20 protein-coding genes and 1 tRNA gene are annotated in these 25,547 nt (G+C 48.5%); 2 read left to right on the top strand and 19 right to left on the bottom strand.

The genetic code is table 11. The features are described from left to right. Positions 1-39: 39 nt before the first annotated feature. From BN3279_RS22440 to BN3279_RS22465, 6 genes are all read right to left on the bottom strand, one after another. On the bottom strand, positions 40-2,196 hold the full coding sequence (locus BN3279_RS22440) for an alpha-amylase family protein (protein WP_059054130.1): 2,157 nt from the start codon (positions 2,194-2,196) through the stop codon (positions 40-42). Beyond that, the gene (locus tag BN3279_RS22445; RefSeq protein ID WP_059054132.1) at positions 2,196-3,734 is read right to left on the bottom strand and encodes an extracellular solute-binding protein; all 1,539 of its coding nucleotides are present in this window, start codon (positions 3,732-3,734) and stop codon (positions 2,196-2,198) included. Before BN3279_RS22445 ends, BN3279_RS22440 begins: the two co-directional genes overlap by 1 nt. Before the next feature lie 195 nt (positions 3,735-3,929). After that, the gene (locus BN3279_RS22450) at positions 3,930-4,811 is read right to left on the bottom strand and encodes a carbohydrate ABC transporter permease (protein ID WP_059054134.1); all 882 of its coding nucleotides are present in this window, start codon (positions 4,809-4,811) and stop codon (positions 3,930-3,932) included. A gap of 48 nt (positions 4,812-4,859) precedes the next feature. Further along, positions 4,860-5,819: an ABC transporter permease gene (locus BN3279_RS22455; RefSeq protein WP_082673173.1), complete on the bottom strand. Its 960-nt coding sequence runs from the start codon at positions 5,817-5,819 to the stop codon at positions 4,860-4,862. Then, on the bottom strand, positions 5,776-7,839 hold the full coding sequence (locus tag BN3279_RS22460; RefSeq protein ID WP_082673174.1) for a family 10 glycosylhydrolase: 2,064 nt from the start codon (positions 7,837-7,839) through the stop codon (positions 5,776-5,778). Before BN3279_RS22460 ends, BN3279_RS22455 begins: the two co-directional genes overlap by 44 nt. 200 nt (positions 7,840-8,039) lie before the next feature. After that, a complete protein-coding gene (locus BN3279_RS22465; RefSeq protein WP_059054135.1) occupies positions 8,040-8,543 on the bottom strand; it encodes a MarR family transcriptional regulator in 504 nt (167 codons plus the stop codon). 156 nt (positions 8,544-8,699) lie between these two features. Between BN3279_RS22465 and BN3279_RS22470 the strand changes: the two genes are divergently transcribed. Next, positions 8,700-9,725 carry a nitroreductase family protein gene (locus BN3279_RS22470; protein WP_187377833.1) on the top strand — a complete coding sequence of 342 codons (1,026 nt, stop codon included), beginning with the start codon at positions 8,700-8,702 and terminating at the stop codon, positions 9,723-9,725. Positions 9,726-9,783: 58 nt separating this feature from the next. Here BN3279_RS22470 and BN3279_RS22475 read toward each other — a convergent pair whose 3' ends face one another. Continuing rightward, complete coding sequence (locus tag BN3279_RS22475) at positions 9,784-10,821, bottom strand: leucine-rich repeat domain-containing protein (RefSeq protein WP_059054139.1); 1,038 nt, start codon at positions 10,819-10,821, stop codon at positions 9,784-9,786. Positions 10,822-10,880: 59 nt separating this feature from the next. Then, positions 10,881-11,429 carry a TetR/AcrR family transcriptional regulator gene (locus tag BN3279_RS22480; RefSeq protein ID WP_059054141.1) on the bottom strand — a complete coding sequence of 183 codons (549 nt, stop codon included), beginning with the start codon at positions 11,427-11,429 and terminating at the stop codon, positions 10,881-10,883. A 229-nt stretch (positions 11,430-11,658) separates the two neighbouring features. On the opposite strand from BN3279_RS22480, the gene BN3279_RS22485 reads away from it, so the two are divergent. Next, a complete protein-coding gene (locus tag BN3279_RS22485) occupies positions 11,659-12,216 on the top strand; it encodes a flavin reductase family protein (RefSeq protein ID WP_059054143.1) in 558 nt (185 codons plus the stop codon). An 83-nt stretch (positions 12,217-12,299) separates the two neighbouring features. Here the strand turns inward: BN3279_RS22485 and BN3279_RS22490 are convergent, their stop codons facing one another. The 11 genes from BN3279_RS22490 to BN3279_RS22540 form a co-directional block, all read right to left on the bottom strand. Continuing rightward, complete coding sequence (locus tag BN3279_RS22490) at positions 12,300-13,901, bottom strand: glycoside hydrolase family 43 protein (protein WP_059054144.1); 1,602 nt, start codon at positions 13,899-13,901, stop codon at positions 12,300-12,302. 29 nt (positions 13,902-13,930) lie between these two features. After that, entirely contained in the window at positions 13,931-15,085 is a 1,155-nt protein-coding gene (locus tag BN3279_RS22495; RefSeq protein WP_059054146.1) for a glycoside hydrolase family 88 protein, read from the bottom strand. 42 nt (positions 15,086-15,127) lie between these two features. Then, on the bottom strand, positions 15,128-15,964 hold the full coding sequence (locus BN3279_RS22500) for a carbohydrate ABC transporter permease (protein WP_187377834.1): 837 nt from the start codon (positions 15,962-15,964) through the stop codon (positions 15,128-15,130). Beyond that, on the bottom strand, positions 15,964-16,890 hold the full coding sequence (locus tag BN3279_RS22505) for a carbohydrate ABC transporter permease (RefSeq protein ID WP_059054148.1): 927 nt from the start codon (positions 16,888-16,890) through the stop codon (positions 15,964-15,966). Before BN3279_RS22505 ends, BN3279_RS22500 begins: the two co-directional genes overlap by 1 nt. Before the next feature lie 80 nt (positions 16,891-16,970). Then, entirely contained in the window at positions 16,971-18,320 is a 1,350-nt protein-coding gene (locus BN3279_RS22510; RefSeq protein ID WP_059054667.1) for an ABC transporter substrate-binding protein, read from the bottom strand. 170 nt (positions 18,321-18,490) lie between these two features. Then, the gene (locus BN3279_RS22515; RefSeq protein WP_059054150.1) at positions 18,491-20,269 is read right to left on the bottom strand and encodes a sensor histidine kinase; all 1,779 of its coding nucleotides are present in this window, start codon (positions 20,267-20,269) and stop codon (positions 18,491-18,493) included. After that, on the bottom strand, positions 20,269-21,873 hold the full coding sequence (locus BN3279_RS22520) for a response regulator transcription factor (RefSeq protein WP_059054151.1): 1,605 nt from the start codon (positions 21,871-21,873) through the stop codon (positions 20,269-20,271). Before BN3279_RS22520 ends, BN3279_RS22515 begins: the two co-directional genes overlap by 1 nt. Positions 21,874-22,052: 179 nt before the next feature. Further along, positions 22,053-22,136 (bottom strand) — tRNA-Leu (locus BN3279_RS22525). A gap of 96 nt (positions 22,137-22,232) precedes the next feature. Beyond that, positions 22,233-23,045 (bottom strand): carbohydrate ABC transporter permease, encoded by an 813-nt coding sequence (locus BN3279_RS22530; RefSeq protein WP_392396890.1) that lies wholly within the window; start codon positions 23,043-23,045, stop codon positions 22,233-22,235. A gap of 55 nt (positions 23,046-23,100) precedes the next feature. Continuing rightward, positions 23,101-24,033, bottom strand: a complete 933-nt coding sequence (locus tag BN3279_RS22535) for a carbohydrate ABC transporter permease (RefSeq protein WP_059054154.1) — start codon at positions 24,031-24,033, stop codon at positions 23,101-23,103. Between the two features lie 18 nt (positions 24,034-24,051). Further along, positions 24,052-25,410 (bottom strand): ABC transporter substrate-binding protein, encoded by a 1,359-nt coding sequence (locus BN3279_RS22540; protein ID WP_059054156.1) that lies wholly within the window; start codon positions 25,408-25,410, stop codon positions 24,052-24,054. Between the last annotated feature and the right edge of the window lie 137 nt (positions 25,411-25,547).

The following is a 25,547-nucleotide window of genomic DNA, read 5'->3' on the forward strand; positions in this document are numbered from 1 at the left end:
CATGATCCCTCCGCCTCACTTCGTTTCTCCCATCTCTTTCTAAAGTCCGAAATTAAGAGGATGTGCTGCAGCAAACGGAATGCAAAGGCACTCCCATACCTCCAACCGTGGAACCGTAAAGGTCAACACTCCATTCTCCAAAGCTCCCTCCAGCATCTCTCCAGCAATGAGCTGCTCAACAGTGCAGGATACAGACGCCCCTTCCAGCCGAACAGCAACCTCAATCTGATGGAGTGGAAGCGTTGCCGCGAGTGGGCGTCTTCCGGCTCCATTCACCAAATGCAGGAGCAGTTGGTTATCCTTCCGAAATAACGTAACCTGTAGGCCCGGGCAAGAGGTGACGGACACCAACGGCCGCCTCATGACAGCATAGCTAACGGCATTAGCCAGTAACTGGTCATGCTCGGCGAGCTTAAACTCGTTCATTAAGGCGCTAAGTGAAAACGGGAAATACAGTACCCGTCCCCTTCTCCATTTATGCTCCATAGCCAGCGGCAAATCCGTCTCCTTCACTGCCAGCGAAGCTCTCTCAGGCGGAGCACCGACACTTTCTAGCGGAGAGAAGGGGGGCACTAGCGTGGCAAGAACTCGGACATCATCGGAGAGCGGCTTGCAGTAAGTTACCCGCCCCCGATGAGGAATCAGCTCCGTGTCTTCCATGCCTGACCACAACGGATTTTCTTCTCCGCAGAATCGCAGATAGGAAGCCGTTAAGTACTCACTGTTATAGAGATCGTCCCTAACCCCCAGCAGCCGGTGCAGTCTTTGCGTAGTCGACATCTCATGCGGGCCCTCGCAGACGGCATGACCAGCAGTCTCACGCGAGGTTTCCGCTGTCCTGGCTCCTCCTGTCACTGTCTTGAGTTTCGAGGTAAGCGTCCCTTCGGCAATCATGCATCCTCCGGCCCCTACATATTCTTCCAACGCCGTCAGGACTTCGGGAGTGTAATGAGTCTCGTCTGGAATCAGCACCGCCTTGTACTGCTCCAATCTCCAGTCCCCCACACTCTCAGGCAGCAGCACATTGAATGGAATTTGCTTGTTAATCAATGCCTCCGCCCAGCCTTCCGCCGCGCGTCCCGCATTCCATAGTAAAGCGATCTGAGCCACAGGCACAGCGCCGTCCATATAATCAGCTAATTTTGCCGTATTTCGGTTCAATTCTGACACAGTCCGCAGAATACGCTTATCCGTAATCGTATCGGGAATACCGGTCAGTGAATGCCAGATTTGCCCTCCGTTCGCCGGAACCTGGGCCAGCCAAAAGCGGTATTCCGCCGTAGGCAGGCCCGTATGGCGCCAGTCCATCCCGGGGCAGGAGTGAACGATGCCGAATGGAGCAGGGCGCCCTGGCACGGAGCGGCCCACCTTAATGCTAAGTGCAGGCATCCAGAATTCCGGGATTCGGTGATGACCCAGCGACAGCACATCCTGGGGCTCGGTGCATAGCATGTCGGTCATTTCTACGCGCTTGCCAAGATGGTCGCGATGCAGGTTATAATACAGAACCATGGGCACCTCTTCCCGTTCCGCCTTGATCGTCCTATACATGTTCTCCATATTGTCATCAAAACAACGGGCAGCAAAGTCCTTCTCCAAATCCGCAGAGACCCGCGGCAATTCTTTGCCATATAAGTCTGCGTATTTACGTTGGCAACCTTCGCAGCGGCAGAATACATAACCAGGAGCATTGAAGAATATGCCATCGATCTCATACCGGGAGAGGACCTCCTGCAACACAGGAATGGCTACTTCCTCATTGCGGTAGCCGCCATTGATGCAGGTGGACAGGAGCAGCGGCCAGGGTCCTGGTCTTGCCGCGCCAATGATGTCCGGAAGCCCTTCCTCTTTGCGCACAAACCATTCCGGTCGTTGCAAATAAATGTCATCCTCAGCTTTGCTAAAATCAAACCTTGCGATAAACCGCAATTCTTGATCGTGACATGCCTGGATTAAATCCTTCAGTAAATCGGTATGGGCGGGTAAATGATTATTTACGGTATGAAACCGTACCCTTGAAGGATACCACGCATAGATGCCGCCAGTATTGAACACCAGCACGTTAGCGCCAAGCTCTTTGATCTGACTTGCTAGCTTCTGCGGATTAATCAGCCCAGTATCTTTGACCTGCATATTGGTCTGAATCACTCTCAAGGGCTGCTGCCACCAAGAGCGGTCGGTGTCCTTTTGCCACATCATTGCTGCTCCCCGGTAAACTTCTCATATTCCCTGGCCATCGCCTGGAAAGCTTCCTTGATATCGGACTGATTTCTCAACGTATCGACATATTCCCTGAATTCCTCCATCGATATCTGCCCAACAATCGTTTTGGTTATCATCGTGGTGTATTGATCGGAATACTTCGGCCACGTTCCACGCCACTCTTCCGAAGTAATCACTCGGTAAAAATCAATTTTTCCGATCTCGTCGTAATTTTCCACCTCTTTGATCTTTGCATCATTATATTCTTTATCGCCTGAAGCACTGATCACCTTGCCCCACTTGGCGTAGGCCAATACCCCGGCGCCTTTACTGGTTGTATTAACTTCCTTAACCCCTTGCTCCGTCAACACCTTTTGCTCGCCCTTCACCGTATGATGAACCCCCTCAATACCATAGTACGAGAAATCCGTCATCTCCTGGGAAGCGGTCTGATCAAAATACTTCAGTAATCTCTTTACCTTCTCCTCCGGTACTTTTTTAGAAATATAGAAGCCTCCCGCTACACCGGTCTCCAGACCTACCGCATAATCACCATTTGGCCCGGTTAAGGTCAAATTCAATATTTTGGCGTCGGGTTGCCCCGATTTCTTCATGGCTTCTTCCCATTCATAATCCCACCAGATCGGCCGGCCGTAGGAAGCGGCACGATTTGTCTTGAACAGTTCCTCGGCCTGGCTCTCCTTCATGACCACATACTCCTTGGACATCAGACCCTCGGCATACACCCCCCGAAGCCATTCAACCATGTCCACATATTGTGGTGTCAATCCGGGACTCATCAGCCCGCCGTCCTCATCATAGGTCGGGTTGTACGCACCGAATCCGGCCTGAAGCGCTGAAGGCGGGTTATTAATATACAGCAGCCCTACTGTATCTCTCTTCCCATTATTATCCAAGTCCGCCTCAACGAGCTGCTTGAGCGCTGCTTTGTATTCATCCAAAGTGGTAGGAATGGGAATATTCAATTGCTTCAACCAGTCCTCCCGAATTTTCAACCCGCCATCCACTCTTGAGCGGGAACGAGGAAGCGCATAAATCCCTTCGTCCACTGAAAGATACTTCAAGGCATCCGGCGCCAGATTGTTTTTCAAATTCGGATATTCGCTAAGGTCGCCGAGAAAGGGAGACAAATCCCAGAACGCCCCATTTTTGATAGCATTGATCAGCGTGGGACGAATCGGATTCTGATACGCGACCACCTCTGGCAAATCCCCGGAGGCAAGCAGCAGATCCAATTTACTATCCAAATCGCCGGAAGGGACCCATTCAATATCCAGCTTCGTGTTCGTTAGACGTTCCCATTCCTGCCAGTACTCGTTATTCATGTCCGGAATTTCATTGTACAGCCCGGCAAACATTTTTATATTTAATGGTTTGGCATCCTCCGCCGCCGTATTCCCCGATCCGGCATTGGATTTACTACTTCCGGCGTTGTCACCGCATCCGGCCAGCATAGCAATCGCAAGCAAAGCAGTAACCCATATGAACCAACCTCTTCTTGCCTTTGTCATCTCTGTATCCTCCCTTTTGTGGTAACTTGCATTTTTATCGTACCGAACATGGAACCAGGCACTCCAGAGACAATAATTGCCCTCCCCTTCCGAACAAGAAACGTCCGGTTGAAATGGTCCCGAGTTCGCTCCAGACCAACAATGATGCGTCCAAATCCATTCAGAGACTGATTCTTCAGAAAAAAATGTCCGGCGCTACCCTTTCACGGAGCCAAGCATCACGCCCTTAGCAAAATGCTTTTGCAAGAAGGGATAAACGACCAGAATCGGAACCATCGCCAGTACAATGGAAGCCATACGAATCGTCTCCTGAGGCACAACGTTTTCGTCGCTGGCTCCGGCCTGGGCCACGGCCATCGAGTTAGAATCAATGACAAGTGTTTTGATCAGAAGCTGGAGGGTCCATTTGCTTGAATCGGATAAATAAATCAATGCGTTAAAATAGGTGTTCCAATGCCCTACCGCAAAAAACAAGGTGAACGTGGCGATAGCCGGCATAGACAGTGGTATAATGATCCGCAGGAACACACCGATGTCTGTGCAACCGTCAATTTTGGCCGAATCCTCCAGTTCAGGAGGAAGCGACTCCAGGAAGCTCTTAATGACCAGTAAACTCCAGGCATTCGTCAAGCTGGGCAATATCAACGACCAGTAGGAATTAAGCAAGCCCAGTTCCCTGACCAACAAATAGTTGGGTACAATTCCGGCGCTGAACACGAGAGTGAAAATGACCATCCCCATCATCCACTTCTGACCAGGCATCGTTTTCTTCGTTAAGCCGTAGGCCATCATAAAGGAGATAATCACATTGAGAATCGTGCCGACCACCGTAATAAAAACAGTACTCTTGAAAGCATTCAAGAAGCTGTTTGTCGACAGAATGTAACGGTACGATTCCAGCGACCACTTCTCGGGAAACAGATAGAACTTAAGCGGCACGTAAACCTCAGGATTCGTGAAAGATACGCTGAATACATATAGAAAAGGGAACACACAGGCCACCGAAAATAGAGTAATCAGACTATAGTTAATCCAGTCGAATAAAGTCAATCCCTTTTTGTGCATCACAAAGCTCATTGGACTACCTCCTCATCCCAAAATTCGTCTACATGTAGAATCAGGTTGCTAATAGATTCCTTCATGTCCGAGCTTTCTGACGATCTTATTGGCTGTTACAATCAGGACCAGTCCAACCAGCCCTTTAAACATCCCTACCGTTACCCCTACACTGATCTTGCCTTGCAAAATGCCGTAGGTGTAGGAATAAGTATCGAACACCTCGCCTACAGACCGAACCAGCGGATTCATCATCAGTAAAATTTGCTCGAAGCCCGTATCCGCCATGCTCCCCAGGCGCAGAATCAGCAATATAATAATGGTTGGGCGAATGGCCGGCAGTGTGATATGCCAGATTTGCCGGAAGCGCCCCGCACCATCCACGACCGCCGCCTCATATCTTTGAGGATCGACCCCGGCCATGGCAGCAAGGAAAATAATTGTTCCCCAGCCCGCTTCCTTCCACATGCTTTGAGCAGTCAGCAAGGCCCAAAAATAATTGGGTTCGGACAGGAAAGAGATCGTTTCTCCGCCGCTCTCAGCAATCAGTTTGTTCACAATGCCCACGTCGATGGAGAGCAAGAAGAAGGTCATGCTGGCTACGACTACCCATGACAGGAAATGCGGCAGATAGACAATGGATTGATTGATGCGCTTAAAACGTTCATGCCGTATTTCATTCAGCATTAGTGCCAGCAGAATAGGTAGCGGGAAATGGAAGACCAACGCAATAAGGTTGATGGCTAGCGTATTGCGTAACATGATATAGAAGGTTGAACTGCCAAACAAGTCGGAAAAGTGCTTAAATCCCACCCAGTCGCTCCCGAAAAAGCCGAGAAACGGATTATAGTCTTTGAAGGCCAACAGGAGCCCCCACATCGGAGCGATTTTGAATACCAGAAAAAAAATCAATCCTGGCAAAACGAGTAGATAAAGTGCGCGATGCTTCACCATTCGGGAGACAAGCCCCACGGAATGCCCGGCCTTAGACATCGTCTTCGACTTGCGCAAGGTCGTTTCTGGCTTCATTCGGTAGCCCCTCCTTTCGTCTTTGCTGGGAAGTCTTCGGAACCTCAAGCACAAGGGCCTCGTACCGGTCCAGCCTGGGCAAGGAAATCCGAACTACATCCCCACACAAGTCCAGATGCAGGTTCTCCCTTGTACGCAAGGAGCGGGCTTTCATGAACGGTCTCGCGATTTCAAGCTCTATCTGTATATCATTCAATGGAACCGGTTTCATATAAGTGGTTCCGTTAAATCCGGACAGGTTCAGCAGTTGGAGCAGGCAATTCCCGTCCTTCATTTGATGCAAGAATATCTCCGTGCTGGCAGGAGCGTTGGTCGTAAGCTTTCGCCTTCCCATCAACTCCAGCAACGTGTCCATGACCACGCGTTTATGATCCTCGAATCCGTGTCGGTAATAGAGCGCTCCGGGACTCCACGGGAAATAAGCCGCGCTGGCCCTTCCCTCCCGCCGGAAAATGCCAAGAGCCGGATGGGGGCTGACCCGATGACCATAAGCCCGTTCCGGAGGCCCAAAGTTGGATGACTCAATATAAGTTATCCGGCACTCCACCTGGGGATGAAATGTGAACCGGGCGAAGTCTCCTGAGATGATCCAGCCACGCCCCTTCATGCTGGGGAAATGCCGGGCATCGGTAACATCCAGGTAAGCAGCCGGTTCATTCAGTCGAAGCTGTCCGCTTGTTGCGCCAAACCATTCCGACAACAGATCGGCATCTCGCTCCAGAGCGATTCCCGTGGCAAATAGCACGGCTCCCGCCTGCTGTGCTGCACGCAGCGCACGAACAGCATCCGCACCGGGACTCTGCAGTCCAGGTAGAAGGACGGCCCGGGCAAGCTTGAGCTTCCCCACCATAGTCGCAAGTTGTTCCTCCATCACCACGTCAAATACGATGTGCGACTCCTTTAACATCTTGAACAGCCCAAAATATTCCTCTCCCGCTCCAGAGTCCAGGGGCTTCACCAGCACCACCTCGGCCATGGAGTGCAGATTGCCGAATATGTCCTCGTTCCTGGCGTGAAAATGGAAGAGTTCTTTGACTACCGGGAGGTTTGCTTGGTCAGGATAGCCATCGAAAGCCCCGATGATACAGAAGTCAAGTCCTGAGCCGTTCGCGATATTCTGATACAATCGGATCGCCGTCTCCTCCTCCGATACCCCGGTGAAGCGATAGGTCAGATCCACCGCATTGATGCTGCAGTTGCTGATCAGCTTGCCTTCCCAACTGTTTTCAATCGTAGCGACGTTCTCCGAGGCCGAATAGAGCCATAAAGGACCTCTGCGTGTCAGCGAAGTATTGGACTCCTTCCGCACAATATCTACCTGGTGAGAATGATAGGTGCTGATGGCAACATCAGGCCGCTTGCTTTTGACGAAAGCGTGGATTTTCTCCAGCATCATTCTGGAGGTTTGTTCCTGAAATGTCCGGTAAGCGGCATGCAGCGGGTGCCCTGGGCCAGAATAATCGGATAAGTCCTCCCCGGTCAGCTCCTTGAAGCGCCACCGACAATTCTGGCAATAGCAAGGACCATAGTAATTCCCGCTATAGTCCCAATGCTGATAGCCAAACATATTGAAGAAAATACCGTCCACCTCATACCGTTCCAGCACTTCAGCAATACTCTCCAATGATTTTTCTTGCTGATACTCCCCGTTCAGGCATGTGTGTACGATCCCGGAGTAATTCACTTCTCGCCCTTCCCGGTCTCGATAGAACCAATCCGGATGCGAAGCGAACAAGGATTCATGCGCTTTGCTAAAATCAAAGCGGGCGATGAACTTTAGGCCAGCCTCATGCGTCTTCTCCAACACCTCCCCCACAAGATCCTTTTTAAGATAGGGGGTTACGTACTGATGTTGCAATAAAGAAGGATAAAAGGCGAAGATTCCTCCCACGTTCATCATCAAAACATTAGCCTGAAACGACTGTAACTCTTGGATCAGAAGATCGACATTCATCACTGCGTCTATTTCCCGTAAATTATTTTGGATTAACCGCAAACGGTTCGCGGACCACCAGTTCATTCACACCCTCCTCCTTTTCTTTTGCTACTTAAAGATAGCCTAAGGTGAAGGAGGCATTGTAGGGACATCTTTTGCTCTCTTGAATACAGGAAAGAAATGTCCGTAAGGAAACATGCTGATAAGGCAAACAGGCGTTTTGTTTGCAGGATGGATAGGGAAACGGAGATTTCGGAGCCTGATGCGTGGGGGGATGCAGAACGCTATTCTTCCTTTTCCCCCTTTAAAATACTGTCCTTCTGATCAATCATCATCTGATAAAATTTCAGCAAGGTGTGGATCTCTGACTCGGAGAACGCGTCCATGGCTTTGATAAATCGGCGCTCCATCATTTCATGCATAGTAGCGTGCACATCAAATAGCTGTCGGCCCTTGGGCGAAAGGCTGAAATATATCTCTTTCTTGTTATCGTTCATCCGACTTCGCTTAATATAATCTTCCTCCAGCAGCTTGCCGCTGATCTTCGTAATACTTGCCTTGGACAAATTCATCTTCTCCGCAATGGCCGTATTATTTATGGGTTCATTGTTACCGATACAATCAAGCACATGAATACTGGTCATGTTATTTGGAATGGAGCTTAATCCATGAAGACGAGCAAGATCGGCAAACTCCGCCACTTCCGTTGTGAAAATTTGCTCTGTCAAATGCGAAAGATGGAGAAATCGATTGTAGAACAATCGCTTAAGTCCCTCAGATGCGTCCATGATGCTCTCCCTTTTTATTTTTCATAATTAATAATAGTTTACCATTAAATAAAATAAAAAATAGATAGCCCTTGTATAATTAAACATAAGTAAAGTTGACAAGTCTTTCATTCCGGATATATAGTTTACTTGTTAACAAAATAGGGAGGGATCATTTTGAATACTTCCAAGACAATAAGAGAACGTAGGACCATTCGGAGATTCAATGCATCTCCGGTACCACAAGAACTTATCCTTTCCCTGCTTCATGAAGCCGCCAGTCTGTACGAAGCCGAGGGCTCATTCTCCTGGCGCTGTATCTATTACGATACGCTGGAGTCCCGTCAACGGCTAGCGAACAGCATGATTGCCAAGATCAAGGACAGTAGCCTGGGTAAGCTGATTCCTGGCAAGATGACGGAACTGCTTACCAAGCAGGCTGTAAATATTCCAGCACATCTGGTCTTTATAGCTGAAGCTGCTGACACTCCCCGCCAGAGAGACCAGAACTATGCCGCCGTCTGCAGCATCATGCAGAACCTGCAATTGCTAGGTTGGGAACATGAACTAGGAATGCTTTGGTACACAGATCCCATGCTCACAAATCCCTCCTTTTTGGATGAGATCGGCTTACAAGTAGGAGAAAGGTTCGCCGGAATCCTGCACATCGGGTATTTCGACAAGACGCCAAAAGCCCGAAAGAGAACTCCAGCCGAACGTAATTGGACTGTTATGAGTGGAGGAGACACTCTCCCTTCCCATCAATCTCAAGTCTCTCCTCAAGCCATTCTCGAATTGCTCAATGAAGCGGTTTGGGCACCCAATGATGGATTACGGGAGCCATGGCGCTTTATCTATGTCGCTGGTGGTGAAGCAGTCGACAAGCTACGGAATCCAGCCGGGGATGCCGCTTCCTCCCTCCTCCTCTTGGTAGCCAAGGAAGAGAGTGATAACCATAAGCAAGAAGAGGATTACGGGGCCGTATGCTGCTTGATCCAAAATTTTCAATTGCTGGCTAGAGCCAAGCCTTGGCAAGTCCATCGCCTGCTTCCAGAGTGGGTCTATGATCAGCAGCGATGCCAGACATTTGGAATTCGTCCACAAGAACGGATTGTGGCAGTCTTGGAGCTTGGTCTTGGGGAAGATACAATGAATTCAAGCCTTCCCCAAACTCCGCAAGCCCTGAATATTAGACAACTTTAGAGGCCAGGTGAACAAGTGAGGCCAGGCTCTGGCCTCCACCTCCTGGGTTAGAGATGAGCTAAGCTCCACCCCAGCCCAAATGCTGAATTAAGTGCTCTTGATCCATAGGGCGAATTCGCTGCTCTTCTGCGATATTCTCATAGAGAATAGCTTCCTTTCCCGCCTGAGTAATCCATTCCCGTAAAGCAGCAATCCGCCCTTTATTAAAATCAATATACTGAAAATCCAACTGTCGCAAAGAATCCAGCCCCACCAACGGTTCCAGGTCCTTTGCCTTCACAGCTGAAGAAATCTCTCTTAATGTGAGCAGCTCCAGGTGCCGGGCCGTCCATAAATGCTCAATATTTCGCAACCCCTTCATATTGTCCAGTTCAAGCTGCTTTAAATGCTCCAATCTGGAGAAGTCGAAGAGCTGTTCAACCTTGGGCAGTGCAAGATAAAGACAAGCAAGATGAGGTATTGAGGCCAGTATATCCAGCTCTGTTAAATGACGGATAGCGGCTAGTCTAAGAATACGAACGGTTGAAGCGATGAGCGCATCCAGCGAACCTTCCAGAGTACAATCATGTATACTCAGATATTTCAGCCGGGGTAGCTGGCTAATAAAACTCAAATCATAGATCGGTACGCTTAGGAGCAGCGTATCCAGAGAGGTTACTTCGCCTATAGGAGAGAGATCAACGAACTTGCCCCGTAATGAAAGATACTCCAGTTCTTGATAATTCGTGAGAAAGCTCAAATCCTGGGGCTTCTTGCTATAGATTGAAAGGTACTTCATTCCCTTTAGCTGACCGAGTTCGTTCAAATCATTGCTATGATAAAGGTTCAACTGTAAGGCAGCAACATGTCGCAGTCCGGCCAACCGAGAGAGGAAAGATACGGGATAACGTTCCTTCATGTCTCTTGGACTAATCGATAGAATTAGGTCCGGGCGCTTGGCAAATACATGCTCATCCAATTTCAGCAAATCATCAGGATGGTCGGCATCAACAACAAAGTAGATAACTGCCCGTCTTCTGAGATGTTCGACAGCTTCATCCATTTTGTCCCTCGTCCACGGAACACCGCTCATCGAGTTGATCCATCTTTCTTGCATCCTCTTCAACCCCATTCGCACTGTTATATTTATCCCAATGACCGTTCGAACGTCTTGTCTTACTCATACACTCTTTGCAATAAAGTTCCAAGCTGCTGCGCTAGCCCCTGATAAGTGATCGGCTTATTCTCCTTGAACCACCATTCAATCACGCCGATATAGGCCGAGATAATGAAGGTGACGGTAAGGTCCTTCGATAATCCCTTATTTTTGCCCCGGGTCACGTCGACATCGTTCTGAAATTCCTCGCTAAGAAACTCGGCAAAACGATCACGAAAAAAGGGAGCGCCTTTACTATCGAGCATCATGGAAAAGAAGCTGCTGTTATTATCCAGATACTCCGTCCAAACGAGAGTTCCTTCGATAAAGCCCAAGTCTAAGCTGGCCCGGCAGCTTTCTCTCATCTCATGAATATGGGATTCGATCAGCTTGTCCAGCAAATCGTATTTATCCAGGTAATGCAGATAAATCGTCCCACGGCTGACATTGGCCCGATCCGATAAATCCTGAAGGGTAATGTCATCAAAGCTCTTCTCCGACATCAATTCTACGATAGCCGTCTTCAAGGCTTGTTGCGTCCTGACGACCCTTCGATCTATTTTTGCCATCTCACCAGCCACCTGTTTTCCTAATTTATAATTTAAATTATAAACAATCGTCCATTATTGAATCAATGCCTATTATTAATAGACAATGTCTGAAGAACTGTTTAGTAATATACAAATCGCACTCTATTGAGCATTGAAGATGACTAATCATTACATATAATAGACATGAACACAATATTGAATTGTTGTTCATTAACATGAAAGAATGACCTACAAGGAGTGAGGCAGTTTGCGACAACCGACTGATCAAGAACTATGGTACACCTACCCAGGAATGATTGCCCTCGTTACCGCTCGTCATGAGGGTAAGCAAAATATGATGGCCTCGGGCTGGCATACTTATATCGGCTCATCGCCAGGTATTTATGGTATATCTGTTGGCAAAGGCACCTACACCTATTCGTTAATTGAGCAAAGTGGCGTATTTGGTGTGCATTTTCTTCCTGCCCGTTACTCAGAAATCATTCAAGCGGTGGGGACCTACAGTGGACGCGATATGGATAAGTTCAAGGAATTCAATATTGAATATGAACAAGGACTGAAAGCCGATATTCCTATTCTGAAGGAGGCCTACTTCGCCTACGAATGCCGGACACTGGATATTACCACCTACGGAGATCAGGAATGGATCGTGGGTGAAGTTCTGCAACGGTACAGGGAAGATAAATATTTCCTGGAGAATGGCTTACCTGACCTTACCAAGCTTGAGATTCCCTTGCATCTCGGACGCTCCACCTATAGAACGCTAAATAACCTTAGTCCTGAAATGAACCATCCGTTGTCTTGACTACTCTTAAGTAATTGGGTGCCCTCCACAACAAAGAGCTCTTAAATTCTTCCCAGGCAGGAAGCTCAAGAGCTCTTCTAAATTTATATACCTGGCGCTTCAACATACTCAAAATAATCAAAGTCAGCCGACTTGCGGAAGCCCGTCAGGTCCTGGCAGCACAAGCCAACGAAGGCACCAGTGAACCACCCTTCATGGCAAGCTTCATCAGACAAGGTACTGGCATCCAGCACAGGCCCGATCGGCTGGAACGCCTGCTCGCCTTCTGTGGAATAAGCGAACTGAAGCTGATCATGATCCACCTCCACACGCAGCCAGATTCGCTGGGCTTCATCAGGGAGAGCAATATAGCCAGCAGGTACAACGTACCGATTGTTAACTGCAGATAGAATACTAATACAACGGCCTATTTCTTCGTCATGGGTCACGTGTAAATAATAGTAATTCTGAGTATCGTAAAGGCAAATCAGACCGGCCAGATGCTTGAAGCTCGTCGGGGTGAACTCCAGGCAGGTGGTAGCGGTGAATTTGAACTCCTGCCAACGCCGGGCAATCAGACTTTGCCTGTATTTCGAGCCGAGCCCGTCCCTGCCATAAAGTCGCAGGTAGCCCTTCCGCTCCGCTAATGAATAAAACGTTGCATCCAGCGGCACACGCAGGGACTGAAATTGTATATCCAGGATTTCACTGTCAAAGTCATCTCGGTAGGGACGTTTGGGAAAAGGTTGAAGCGAAAGCCCCGGGCCCTCTACTTCCACATCCGGCAACAGGGTACCATTCGACAAGCGAAGCCAGCCGTCTGTGGTCCATTCCACCTTTTGGAGTGCCGTTTCCCGCCCCAAAGTATACTTGCGCTCTCCCTTTTCCGTGCGGTTCTCCAGTGCCCGTCCGCAGAGATGAACCATATACCATTCACCTTCTTGCGTTTCTACAAGGTCACCATGTCCGGATTTTTGCAAGAGCAGCTCAGGATGATCCCTGGATGTCATTAGCGAATTGCCCGGATAGGCTTCATAAGGTCCAAATAAATCCTTCGACCTCAAGATGGATTGTCCATGGCCCTCCCCTGTCCCCGTATCTGCCGCGAGCAAGTAATAATACCCGTTGCGCTTATAGATATGGGGACCTTCCAAATAAATATCAGCACTGGCATAAATAGTGACAGGCTCGCCGATGACACGTTGCTCCTGCTGCGAATACTCCTGAAGAACGAGATGACCCTTGTAGCGCTTCATGACCCGATGATCCGTAACCATACTGACTATATATTTACGCCCATCATCGTCATGGAATAAGGATGGGTCAAATCCGTAGCTATGCAAATAAACAGGTTCTGACCATTCGCCGCGGATATCCGTCGCTGTTACAAGGAAGTTCGGTGTATCGTACATATTGACATAGAACGAATTCACAACCGTATAGAGTAAATAATAGAGGCCGTCATGGAAGGTCAAGCAGGGTGCCCAGACTCCTTGGGAAGCCCCCACACCACGAAGATCCAGTTGAGACACCCGGTTTAATGGGCGAGTAATCAATTCCCAATGAACCAGGTCCCTCGAATGATGAATTTGCACCCCAGGGAACCATTCAAAGGTTGAGGTGGCAATATAATAATCATCCTCCACGCGAATGATGGATGGATCAGGATTAAAGCCCCTTAGAATCGGATTCTTAATCATACTCATGATGAGGTCCCCTTCTCCCTGTTCTGTGTTTACCATATATGAAGGTCGTTGCCCTTTAATTTGAAGATGGCTTCCATAAAATAAAAGTCACCGTAGATAATGGCATGATGATGGCTCCTGGAATGATAGGCGCCCGTTCCATACAGGAGAAAATGATCGGTATCCTCTGACCAATCAATGCGTGATTGGTCCAGCGTGCTCAATAGCTTCAGCGCTGCGGAGATATAGGATCGGCTTTCATACCCGCCTACAGCCTTGGCAATCTCAATCAGACCACATGCCGCAATGGCTGCGGCTGTATCATCTGCCAGAGCGGGATCTTCCGGCTGTCGAAAATCAACAGGGATAATCCCGTCCTCGGGGATATGCGCCATGAAATAATGGGCGACTCGCTTGGCGGTCTGCAAATAAGCGTCCTTCCCCGTATGGAGATAGCTCATCATGAAGCCATAGAGAGCCCAGGCTTGACCGCGGGTCCAGGAGGACCCCTCGCCGAAGCCTTGCCCGCCGTGTGCCCGGACCACCCCTCCGTTAAAAGGATCAAACTCGACGATATGATGTACCGAGCCATCCGGACGAACGAAAGCCGTCATGGAAGTGTCCGCATGCTTCATGGCAATTTGCGTATAACGAGGGTCGCCCGTTTCTTCCGTCGCCCAGTATAATAGCGGAATATTGAGCATGCAGTCGATGATCGCCCAGCCCCTCGTATCCCCTTCCCCCAGATCATTCCAGGCCCGAATGAAGCTGCCAGCCACATTGAACCGACCCGCCAGCAAATTGGCTGCATGCAGCGCCCGCTTGCGGGATTCCGGATTCCCAGTGACTTTGTAGTTGGCTACGCTCGTGGGAAGCCACATGAAGCCAACATCATGATGGAGACCGTAGTATTCCACGAAGCATTGATCCAGCTTGACTTCCGAACTTTCGGCAATCTCCTTGTATCTCTCCTGACCGGTGGCCTGATACATCAGCCATAACATGCCGCCCCAGAAACCGTTCGTCCACCAGCAAATACCGTCGGCTACATCGCCTGACGGGTTCACCTTCGCCCGATCATCATGCACGCCATTCACCGTGGTATAAGGAATTTTATCTCGCGAGCGTTCGCTGACCTGCTCCATCTTGGCGGTTAGCCTGACAATTACCTCGTCTAACCACTGCTGCTGTGTAGCATTTAACAAAGAAGTTCACAGCCTTTCCTCCTGAATTAAGTGAACATATTCTTATCCCTTCGTTGCTCCGGAAGCCAGACCTTTGACAAAATACTTCTGCAAAAATATAAAAGCAAGGAGTACAGGAACAACAGACATCGTAGTCCCGGCAAAAATCATATCCCATCTTGAGGAGAACTCGCCGATATAACGATAGATTTCAACGACCATCGTCTTGGGTTCACCAGACGGCAGGACGAGCATGGGCATCAGAAAATCATTCCAGATACCGAGGCCGTTCAGGACGACCATACTCGCTGTCACCGGCCCCAGCAGAGGGAAGACGATGCCCCAGAAAATGCGCACCCGCGAGCACCCGTCAATCTGCGCGGCTTCCTCAATCTCCACAGGAATTCCCTTCACAAAACTGGTATACAGCAAACTGCCAAAGCCAACAGAACCAGCAACATAAATCAGAATAGGACCTAATAGACTCCCGTAAAGGCCCAACAATTTGAGCTCTTTGAAGAGGGGAATCATATAGGCTTGGAACGGAATCATCATCCCTGCCAGAAAGTACAGAAAGATCAATCGGGTCCATTTGGTGTTTCTGCGCTGAATGGCATAACCTGCCATCGGAATAATGATGACCTGACCGACAATCGAGACCACGGTTAGAATAATGCTGTTACCAATCGCCTGTGGATAGTTTGTTTCTGTGAGCAGATACTTAAAGCTCTCCAGATAAAGTGATGTTGGCAAAGCCACGGCATCCCTCATAATCTCCGCATTACTTTTGAAGGCCGACATGATGTTAAAGAAAATAGGGAAGAAAAACAGAATGCCCAGGATCAATGTGACTGCAAAGATCAGGATATCCCCAACCGTCTTGCGTGTTCTCAGTGACATTACATCTCCACCTCCCTTTTCTGGAGAACTTTCACTTGGAACACCGTAATGATTAAAATGATAAAGAATAGGACCATCGCCAAAGCTGTACCAAAGCCTTGTCGAAGCTCGCCGAATCCAACCTTATAGATCAGATAAGTCAGGGTCTCCGTCTCAAAGCCAGGACCTCCGTCCGTCATTACGGCAATCTGGTCAAATATTTTGAGTGCACTAATCATGGATAAGACCATGCATACCGTCACCGAACCAGCCAATAGAGGAAACGTGATATGACGGAATTGCTGCAGACTGCTTGCACCATCTATGCTGGCCGCTTCATTTAATTCCTGTGGAATCCCCTGCAAGCCAGCCAGATAGATAATCATGTAATAGCCTGCTCCCTTCCACACGGTAGACAAGAGAATGGAGAGCAGTGCATACCTGGGATCTCCCAGCCAATCCACCGTGATGGCTTCCAGGCCCATCTTGGATAGTATCCCGTTCACCACACCAAAATTGTAATTGAGCATCATCGCCCAGACGAAGCCCATGACAATGCCGCTAAGCAAGGTGGGGAAGTAAAAGAGACTGCGAAATAGTTTGCTAAACCACCGCACTTTATCGACCAGCATCGCCAGCAAAATAGCCAGAATATTCTCCAAAATGACCAGGCTGATCGTTAGAACCAACGTATTTTGCAACGCATTACGGACACGTGGACTATTCCAGATTTCCACAAAGTTAGCCAGTCCAATAAAACGTACATCAGAGCTAATTCCATCCCAGGATGTGAAGCTGTAATAGACGCTACCCAGTGTCGGGACAATAACGAACAAAGTATATAGGATAAATGCCGGCAATATAAAGAACAGTGCATAAGTCGGCCATTTTTTCTTCTTTCTCAGCGAAGTATACGCCTTTGCCGACTGAACGACCGGTGCGCTCATGGTTGTCTCCCTCCTTTGAACCACTTACCTTCATAGAAAAGGAACCCCCGAAGGAGGTTCCTGCGGTATGATGGTGCTTCTTACATCGCGTTGACTTTCACTTGATTGTCGTATTCCGTATCCGCTTGCTTCATATAATCCAGAACGTCGCCATCCGTCACGACCAACTCCTGCAACAGCTTGTAGTACCAGTTGCGGAACTGCGGCGGAATTTGGTTCTCTCCCCACCAGTTATTAATCGCCAAGGATTTGTTGACATTCGGATCAGCCATCAATTCAAGCACGACTTGCATTTGCTCACTTGATTCATAAGTGACGGCCTCTTTCGTGGAAGGAATAGCATTGATGCTAGCCAGATACAGGGAGTAATTCTCGGGTTCAAAGAAGAAGCGAATAAACTCCTTAATGGCTTCCTGCTTGCCCGCATCCTTAGAGGCTTCTGTCGAGATAGACCAGCCCGCCGGAGACGGCAGACCGATGACATTTAACTTGCCTTCCCGGTCAGGAATAGCGTAGAACCCAAATTCGAAGTTAGGGTCGGCTTCCGCGATTTGCGTAAACATCCACGTTCCTGAGAACAACTGGGCCGCCTTCTCGGTAACCAGGAACGAGGCCGTTTGATTATCCCCGGTACTTAGCCAGCCCTTATCGACATAGTTCTGGAACAGCTCTTTATAATCGGTCATGGCTTGCACCACATTGGCATCCGTGAAGCTCACTTCCTGCGCCGTACGCTTGGAGTTCCAGTCCGGATCATCCGCATAAACCTGGTCTACCAGGAATTTATTCACCCAGAAGCCCATGTGGAAAATATCCTTGCCGCCGACCACCAGCGGTGAAATGCCACTGGCCTTCAGCTTCTCCTGAATCTCCAGGAATTCGTCATACGTTGTTGGAAGCTCGGTTACACCCGCTGCCTCGTAAGCCTTCTTGCTATATATAATTCCCTGCGGCGAGTTGACCTGCATGGGGGCATTCCACACTTTACCTTCCACCTTTGGCGGATCGTTGAACAGCTCTATCAAATCGGAGGGTAATTCCACGATTTTACCTGCATCTGCAAATACTTCCGTATCCCGCATCTCCACGAGGTCGGGGAATTCGCCAACCGCATCCTTCGTTTTTAACCAGTCCAGGTAAGAGGCCGATGATGTTTCACTGTAATCTTTGATCGTAATATGCGAATTTTTCTCCGTAAATCGTTGAATCGTATCTGCGATAGCTTTTTTTGTAGCTGGATCGCCGGTAGCATACCCAATCGTGAAGCTGACGGGCTGCTTATCCTCTTGTTGTGAAGGAGCCGTGTTGCCTCCCGAGGTAGGAGCATTAGCAGCGTTATTTGCATTGGAGCTCCCTCCACCGCAGGCACTCAGTACCAGTGAAGCCCCGAGGATCAAGGCAGAAAATCTCATCCATTTTTTTCTAGATATCAATGAAGTAACCTCCCTTTGACTTTGAACCGGTAACAACTACGATGTGCGCATCACCGCTTTTATGAAACCGCTTCCTTAATTCAAGGTTAGCATTTGCCTACTTTGAGCGGAATGAAGTTTTTTTAGAGGCATATGCGTCATTTTTAAGATAAAAGCATGGACGAGACTTAATCACCCGTCCGTTCCTCCAAGACTTCAGCTATCAAGGGAAAAGTAAGTACAATCGAGGTTCCGATATGCTCGCGGCTATTAATTACGATTCCGTATGCATCGCCAAAGACCGATTTAATTCGTTCGTGTACATTTTTGAGCCCGATATTTTTGCTGACAGCCTGAGGATCGTTTAACGTCGCATTCAGTCTGGCAAGCATATCTGCCCCCATTCCTGCCCCATCGTCATACACCGTGATTACCAAATCCCGCTCATATCGCTCCACTGTAATTCCGACAGAGCCTCGTCCTTGCTGACGTAATCCGTGATGAATGGCATTTTCCACAATCGGTTGCAGAGACAGCTTCAGAATAGGCCAGTTGATATCAACGTCTTGCGCCACATGACAATGCAAATCAAATCGTTGATCATAGCGAACTGAAATAATATAGAAATAATCTTTGATATTATCCAATTCCCTGTGGATGCTCACCTTCTCATCACCATAGTCAATCACATACTTGAGTTGATTAGACAAGGCTAATATCATGTCGGCGACTTCATGGTCGTCCTTATCTACTGCACTCATCCGGATAACCTCAAGCGTATTGTACAAGAAGTGCGGCCTTATCTGACTTTTTAGCGCATTCAGTTCAGATTGCTTCTGCTTGAGCTGCGCTACATAAGCTTCATCAATGTAAGCCTTCAATCGATCGACCATCCGGTTGAAGCTGTGGCTAAGTCTGCCTAACTCGTCATTACTGCGTACTTCCACATGACTATTGAGATTCCCCGACTCCACCTTGTTCATTTGCCTCATTAGTGTCAGAATCGGTGCAGACAATCTTCTTGAGAACAAGGCCCCCGTTACAATAAGCGCTAGCGCACACAACGTAATAGCTATAAATACCGTCATGCGAACCGACAGCAATTGCTGAAATAAGGAGGCCCGATAAATTCGTGCGGTAAGACTTCCGTTCAGGAACGGAATGGGCTCAGAGATGACGAGCATCCCGTGATCACTCTCCAATATATCCGCCCCCCCGGAGGAATAAGCTTCTCCTTGATTAGAGAAATAGACGTTGCCGTTGCCATCGAGCAGGTATAATTGATCCTGTTCCTGAAGGTTAAGCTCTTTGAAGAACTGCTCAAACAGCTTGGCGTCCACATCGATAAACAGTGTCCCGGCAATCCTCGGCTCAGCCGTCACTTTCCCCGAGATATCAATCAGATTTCGGCCAATCGTAAATACCCTGCGGTTCGAGGATAAGTAGTAGGCATCGGAATGCGTCGGGAAGAGAGCCACCTTCGATGGCGCAAGACGCATCTGTGCTATCCATTGCTCATAAGGCAGCAATTCTTCATCCAGCCCTCTGTTAAACCTTTCCTGATCGTAAACCTTGTCATCCTCTGCCCGAACAAAATACACGCTGCTGATATAATTGTCACTGTACAGAAGTGTTTTCAAGAAGGTGTGAATCGGAATATTGTTGATCTGCTCCAGCTCATTGACATTATGTAATTGGTTCTGGTTATAGCTTTCTACGAAGGTTTCGTATTTACCGGTGTACATCAGCTTGGAAAGCTCGTTATATTCATTAAAGGTCGAATTCAGATTATAGCTCATATAGGTTACCATCTGCTGCAAATTCCCGGTCGTATACCGCTCTACATATTTTGTAAAGGTATTGACGGAGAAGAGGCTTAAGGTGAACAGGGGAATAAGTCCTACCAGAATAAAGGAGCCTGCAAATTTGACAAAAATACTATTGAATTTTTTCCTGCGGAAGCCCATCATTCCGCCCCCTGTTCCGCTCTCGCAGACTGTCGGTATTCTTGGGGGAGCTTGCCGTACAGCTTCTTGAACATATCACTGAAATGTCTGGCGTTGTTATAGCCAACGGCTTCGGCAATTTCATAAATCATCAGATCCGTAGTGAGCAGAAGCCCGATAGCGTGCTTCATCCGCTCCTCCGTCAGCACTTGCTTGAAATTTTTTCCCGTATGCTTCTTGAAGAAGCTGCTAAAATAATAGGGATTCATATAAATGATGGCGGCTATCGATTCTAAAGTGATATTTTCGGCAAAGTGCTCTGCGATATAAGCTTTCACCTTGGTTAATTCAGCCACCTCCTTGTTGGCCAGCTTCCCGTTTAGTTGCTCGAACATGTGCTGAATGATAGCTATAAGTTCGTCCATGGCACCCGCAAAGGTAGCATGACTGGTCAGTCTGTCCAGAAGTGAGCTTTCTGCTCTGCGCGAGAATCGAGACGGGATGCCAAACTGGGTAAGCTCCTGCTCCAGAGCCAGCACAGTATTGTACATACTGGTGACGGCTAGTACCTTATTGCCTTTAGCCTGACGAATCACACCTCTCCGAAGGCGGTCCGTCATTTCCTCAAGCAGCTTCTTATTCTGCGAGCACAACGCCTTGATGATCTCCTCCTGTAATTCCGATATCACGGGTATTTCATCCGTTACCGCTCCTTGTTCCAATTCCTCAGCGTTGATAATTTGATTAAGGCCGGTAAAATATTTCGATTGTAGCGCTTTCAAGGCACTCCGGTAAGATGCATCAGCGAGCTCAATCCCGGACACCGTTTGCCCGATTCCTGCCGATAACTTCAGCTTCAGAAATGAGGTTATTTGTTCATGCAAGTTGCCGATGAGCCGTCTCGGTTCTTCCGGGTGTTCGAACTGAACCAGGATGCCATAACGTCCGTCCTTCACAAACATCAGACAGTTATCACAGCTATCGAGGGTTTCCTTCATAATATTATTTAACGCAAAATGAACCAGCTTCCGTTCACGTTCTGCCCAGTGGGATTCCCCGCCCATTTCATCATCAATCTCTATGAGACAGATGCTCGTATAGCGACTTAGGGGGACTGCTCCCATACGGGTGAGTTCATTGGCCGCTCGTTGATCTCCGTCCATCAGACTATCCAGGTATTCGCTGATCGTTACCGTGCGATGCTTACGCTCATAATGATCAAGCCTTTCCTTGGTACGTTCTTCTTCGTTCTCCTCACGAATCATATCCACTGCCCGTCTTAAGACCGACTCCAAATGGGGCTTGCTCACCGGCTTGACCAGATAGTCCAGCGCCCCGTATTGTACAGCTTGCTGGGCATATGCAAATTCCTGATAAGCGCTTATAAATATGACTTTGATCGGGCGTCCTTGCTCATGAAGCTCCTTGATAATATCAATCCCGCTTAAGCCAGGCATGCTGATATCGCTGATGATCAGATCCGGACTGCATTCCGGAATTAATTGTCTCAATTCATACCCGTCTTGAGCTTCACCCACAATATGTAACCCCAACTCATCCCAGGAAATAAGTTTTTTCAATCCACGTAATATAACGGGTTCGTCATCCGCCAATAACACCCTCATGTATATGCCCCCCTTGCTTCAAGCCACTATTCAATCATCTCATCATGTTACAGCCCTGCTAATCTTACAGTAACACAGGGTTTAGCAAAGCTTGATATCATTTTTTTAAGAAATAAGTCTGTTTTTTTCATAAAAAAAGCTCCTGAATTCCCATAAGAGGAAATCCAGGAGCTTTCTGATGCGGTCGAGAGGACTCGAACCTCCACGGGGGTTAGCCCACACGGACCTGAACCGTGCGCGTCTGCCAATTCCGCCACGACCGCATATTTCGTTGTCACCATCATCAAGAAATGCGGCAACGAAATATACATTACCATAAATTTCAGGAAAGTACAACTAGAGATTAACTTTAAGGCACATCACCCTTTTACCCCGCCAACCGTTAAGCCCTCAATAAAATACCGCTGGAAGAACAGAAATAGCACCAGAATAGGCAATATCGCCATTACAGCCCCTGAGATTAGCGCTTCGTAATTATTCCCTAGCGGCGTAACGAAGGAAGCCAGCCCGATGGGAAGCGTAAATTGCTCCGTCGTTCGTAGTACAATTAACGGCCAGAGAAAGTTGTTCCAGCTATTCATGGCCTGCAGGATCGTAATAGCACCAAACGCTGGCGCCATCAGTGGCACCATGATACGAAAATAAATGCCATACTCCGAGCAGCCATCCATTCTCCCTGCATCCATGAAATCCTTCGGTAGCCCCAGGACAAATTGACGGAAGAAGAAAATCGGCAATGGTGCTACCACGAAGGGCAAAATCACTCCCCAGACTGTATTAATCAGCTTGAGCGTGATGGTCAGCTTGTACAGTGGCAATAGAATGATCTCCACGGGAATCATCATAACGACCAGAACCAGCGTGAAGATCAGCGCCCGCCCTTTGAACCGATACATGCCAAGTCCATAGCCAACCATAGAGGATAACAAGAGACTCAGCAAGGTGAATAGCAACGTAATGATGAGACTGTTCTTATACCAGCCGAAATAGTTCGCTGCGGCTCCTTCACCCATGAAGATGGTCTTATAGTTATCGAGACTCATCAGAGGAACATCCAGTCGTACGTTCAGGCCATATCTGAACAACTCGGTGGCTGGCTTGAGCGAAGCCAGGAATAACGCATAGAGCGGAAAGAGCATCAAGATCGCCAGCAGGACAAAGAACAGCAGCATAGCTAGGGAAGAAGCGGTGATTCGGCGTTTTTTACCAGCCCATAACTGCATATGCCTACTCCTCCTTCCTGAACATGCCGGTCAAGGCCAATTGCACCATGCTGACGATAAGGGTAATGGCTAACAGGGTCAGGCCAATGGCGGAGCCGAAGCCAAGATTAAAATACTGAAAACCTTGCTGATAAATATAACCAACCATCGTCAACCCGATATTTTGAGGCGATGGCTTCCCCGCCCAGAGCATATAGCTCTCGGTAAACATGGCATAGCCGCCATAGATTGTAATCGTCACCACGTAAATAGTGATCGGCTTTAACAGGGGGACCGTGATGCTCCATAGTCTTCTCAGCTTGCCCGCTCCATCGATCTGGGCCGCCTCAACTAATTCACCGGGAATGCTCTGCAAGGCCGAGAGAAAATAAAGTACATTGATGCCCATCCACCGCCAGCCAGCTAATACTACCAACGCCACCATACCCAAGCTGGAGCTATACAGCCATTTCTGGCTGGGAAGGCCAAACCAATGGAGTATTGTGTTTAATAGCGCTCCATCCAATTCTCCAAAGATCAATCGAAAGATGACCCCTGCTACCACAACCGAGGTCAAAGCTGGGATAAACAGTGTGGATCTGAAAAAATGACTGAACACCATTCTCTTGGAATTTAAAAGCACGGCCAGCAGCATGGGGACAGGAATGAGCAGCAGCAACGTCCACAAAGTATATCGGCTGCTGTTGTATAATGCCGCCCCGAAGTCCTCATTCCATAAAGCTTTGTAATTGTCCAGTCCTACAAATGATACCTCTCCGGGCAGCACCTCCTGAAAGCTCATCACCCCGGCACTAACTAGCGGATAGGCAAAAAACAGCACAAACGACAGAAGGAACGGAAATACGAATACGTAAGGGGCAATTTTCTGCGAATTGCCCCATTTTTTACGTGGCTCCTTCCGTATCTTCCCCGGATTCAGCTCTCTTTCTAGCTGCATGATCAGCCTCCTGCTCCTCTATTTCAAGCTGCTCTGAACTTCCTTCAACACCTGAGCCGGCTCCTTCATATTAATGAAAATTTCTGGCATCGCTTTGTTGCGAACGGCATCAAATACTTCCGGTGATCGCTCACGAATATGCACCGGTGCAATTTCATCCTTCACGCTAAGCAGTGTATCGAAAATATCATCCCCGAAATAATCCGTAAATTTGTTGGATTCCTTCATGGCCGGATCGCTCCACACATCGGTCCGAATCGGATCAAATCCAAGCTGCTTCCATACTTGCAAGTTGCCTTCTTTGGACAACTTGGCGTAGGTCAGGAACTCCTTCATCAGCTCCGGATTGTTGGCCTGATTCGTAATCGATGTGGCCGTGCCGCCCATGCCTGCCGAACGGTTGCCACCTTCCTCCCAGGCGGGCATTGGACGAATAATGATTTTGCCTGATAGGTCAGGGATATGATCGGTGAAGCGGTTCATGAACCAGAAGGGCATAAAGACGGAAGCCGCGCTCCCGGAATTCATATAACCGAAATATTCCTCTGTATCATGGCCAGCACCGGGAGCTACCGCAGCGACTCCTTCCTTCACCAGCTTCTGAAAGAACTCCATCGTCTTGACATTGACCGAGGTATCAATCGTGACATTCCCATCGGCATCCACCTGATCGGAACCCTGCTGGCTGATCGCAGGCCACCAGGACCAGTTCCCGTTGCCTTCAAACGTAATCATCGGCTTGCCTGTGCTTGCAAGCACTTGCTTCCCTGCACTCTCAAAATCAGCCCAAGTTGTAATATCATCCGGATTAACTCCGGCCGCATCCAGAATCTCCTTGTTGTAATACATCACCGTGGCTCCAACATGATAGTCAATCCCATAGTACGTATCCTCTTTGCTGTAAATCTCCACTCTGGATTTGACGATATTACCTAGCTCAGGCTCGACAATGTCGTTCAGAGAAACAAGCTGTGGCGTGCCTTTCATAAAGTTCGGGAACTTGCTCTGCTCGATATCCACGAGATCTGGTGCTCCCACGCCCGACTGCAAGGCAACCAGAAGCTTGGTATGCATATCATCATAGGGAATCGTCGTCGCTTCAAGCTCAATGGCCTTATCCGGGTAAGCCTTATTCCAACTGTCCGCCATACTCTCATAGAACCGTTGATGCGCATCTACAAACGTCCAGAAGACTACCTTCTGTGCTTCGCCACCCGTGGCAGTACCATTGCCGTCTGTCTTCGCGGCGTTACCTTCATTTTGCTTCGGCTCCGTCCCCGACGAGGATGGATTATCTGTATTTGCTCCTCCGCAGCCGCTGAGCCCCATGACCATAATCAGCATCAAAACCATTGCACCCATCAAAGCCTTCTTCATCAAGTTCTCCTCCTTGACTTCTAAATGCCGCGTTCACCCCAATTATATTTTCTCAACATTGGAGTAAGCGCTTTAATTACATTAAAGCATGTTGTATTCTAATAAAAAACGGAGGTTTACAACCTGATTTTTAATAA

Origin of the sequence: Paenibacillus senegalimassiliensis, assembly GCF_001486585.1 — a bacterium.
In the GTDB taxonomy this organism is placed as follows: Bacteria; Bacillota; Bacilli; order Paenibacillales; family Paenibacillaceae; genus Fontibacillus; species Fontibacillus senegalimassiliensis.

What these genes read in the sequence shown, in the direction of transcription:
- BN3279_RS22440 (WP_059054130.1), bottom strand. Translation starts at nt 2,196, where the DNA reads ATGTGGCAAAAGGACACCGACCGCTCTTGGTGGCAGCAGCCCTTGAGA.
- BN3279_RS22445 (WP_059054132.1), bottom strand. Translation starts at nt 3,734, where the DNA reads ATGACAAAGGCAAGAAGAGGTTGGTTCATATGGGTTACTGCTTTGCTT.
- BN3279_RS22450 (WP_059054134.1), bottom strand. Translation starts at nt 4,811, where the DNA reads ATGAGCTTTGTGATGCACAAAAAGGGATTGACTTTATTCGACTGGATT.
- BN3279_RS22455 (WP_082673173.1), bottom strand. Translation starts at nt 5,819, where the DNA reads ATGAAGCCAGAAACGACCTTGCGCAAGTCGAAGACGATGTCTAAGGCC.
- BN3279_RS22460 (WP_082673174.1), bottom strand. Translation starts at nt 7,839, where the DNA reads ATGAACTGGTGGTCCGCGAACCGTTTGCGGTTAATCCAAAATAATTTA.
- BN3279_RS22465 (WP_059054135.1), bottom strand. Translation starts at nt 8,543, where the DNA reads ATGGACGCATCTGAGGGACTTAAGCGATTGTTCTACAATCGATTTCTC.
- BN3279_RS22475 (WP_059054139.1), bottom strand. Translation starts at nt 10,821, where the DNA reads ATGCAAGAAAGATGGATCAACTCGATGAGCGGTGTTCCGTGGACGAGG.
- BN3279_RS22480 (WP_059054141.1), bottom strand. Translation starts at nt 11,429, where the DNA reads ATGGCAAAAATAGATCGAAGGGTCGTCAGGACGCAACAAGCCTTGAAG.
- BN3279_RS22490 (WP_059054144.1), bottom strand. Translation starts at nt 13,901, where the DNA reads ATGAGTATGATTAAGAATCCGATTCTAAGGGGCTTTAATCCTGATCCA.
- BN3279_RS22500 (WP_187377834.1), bottom strand. Translation starts at nt 15,964, where the DNA reads ATGTCACTGAGAACACGCAAGACGGTTGGGGATATCCTGATCTTTGCA.
- BN3279_RS22505 (WP_059054148.1), bottom strand. Translation starts at nt 16,890, where the DNA reads ATGAGCGCACCGGTCGTTCAGTCGGCAAAGGCGTATACTTCGCTGAGA.
- BN3279_RS22515 (WP_059054150.1), bottom strand. Translation starts at nt 20,269, where the DNA reads ATGGGCTTCCGCAGGAAAAAATTCAATAGTATTTTTGTCAAATTTGCA.
- BN3279_RS22520 (WP_059054151.1), bottom strand. Translation starts at nt 21,873, where the DNA reads ATGAGGGTGTTATTGGCGGATGACGAACCCGTTATATTACGTGGATTG.
- BN3279_RS22530 (WP_392396890.1), bottom strand. Translation starts at nt 23,045, where the DNA reads ATGCTGCTGTTCTTTGTCCTGCTGGCGATCTTGATGCTCTTTCCGCTC.
- BN3279_RS22535 (WP_059054154.1), bottom strand. Translation starts at nt 24,033, where the DNA reads ATGCAGCTAGAAAGAGAGCTGAATCCGGGGAAGATACGGAAGGAGCCA.
- BN3279_RS22540 (WP_059054156.1), bottom strand. Translation starts at nt 25,410, where the DNA reads ATGAAGAAGGCTTTGATGGGTGCAATGGTTTTGATGCTGATTATGGTC.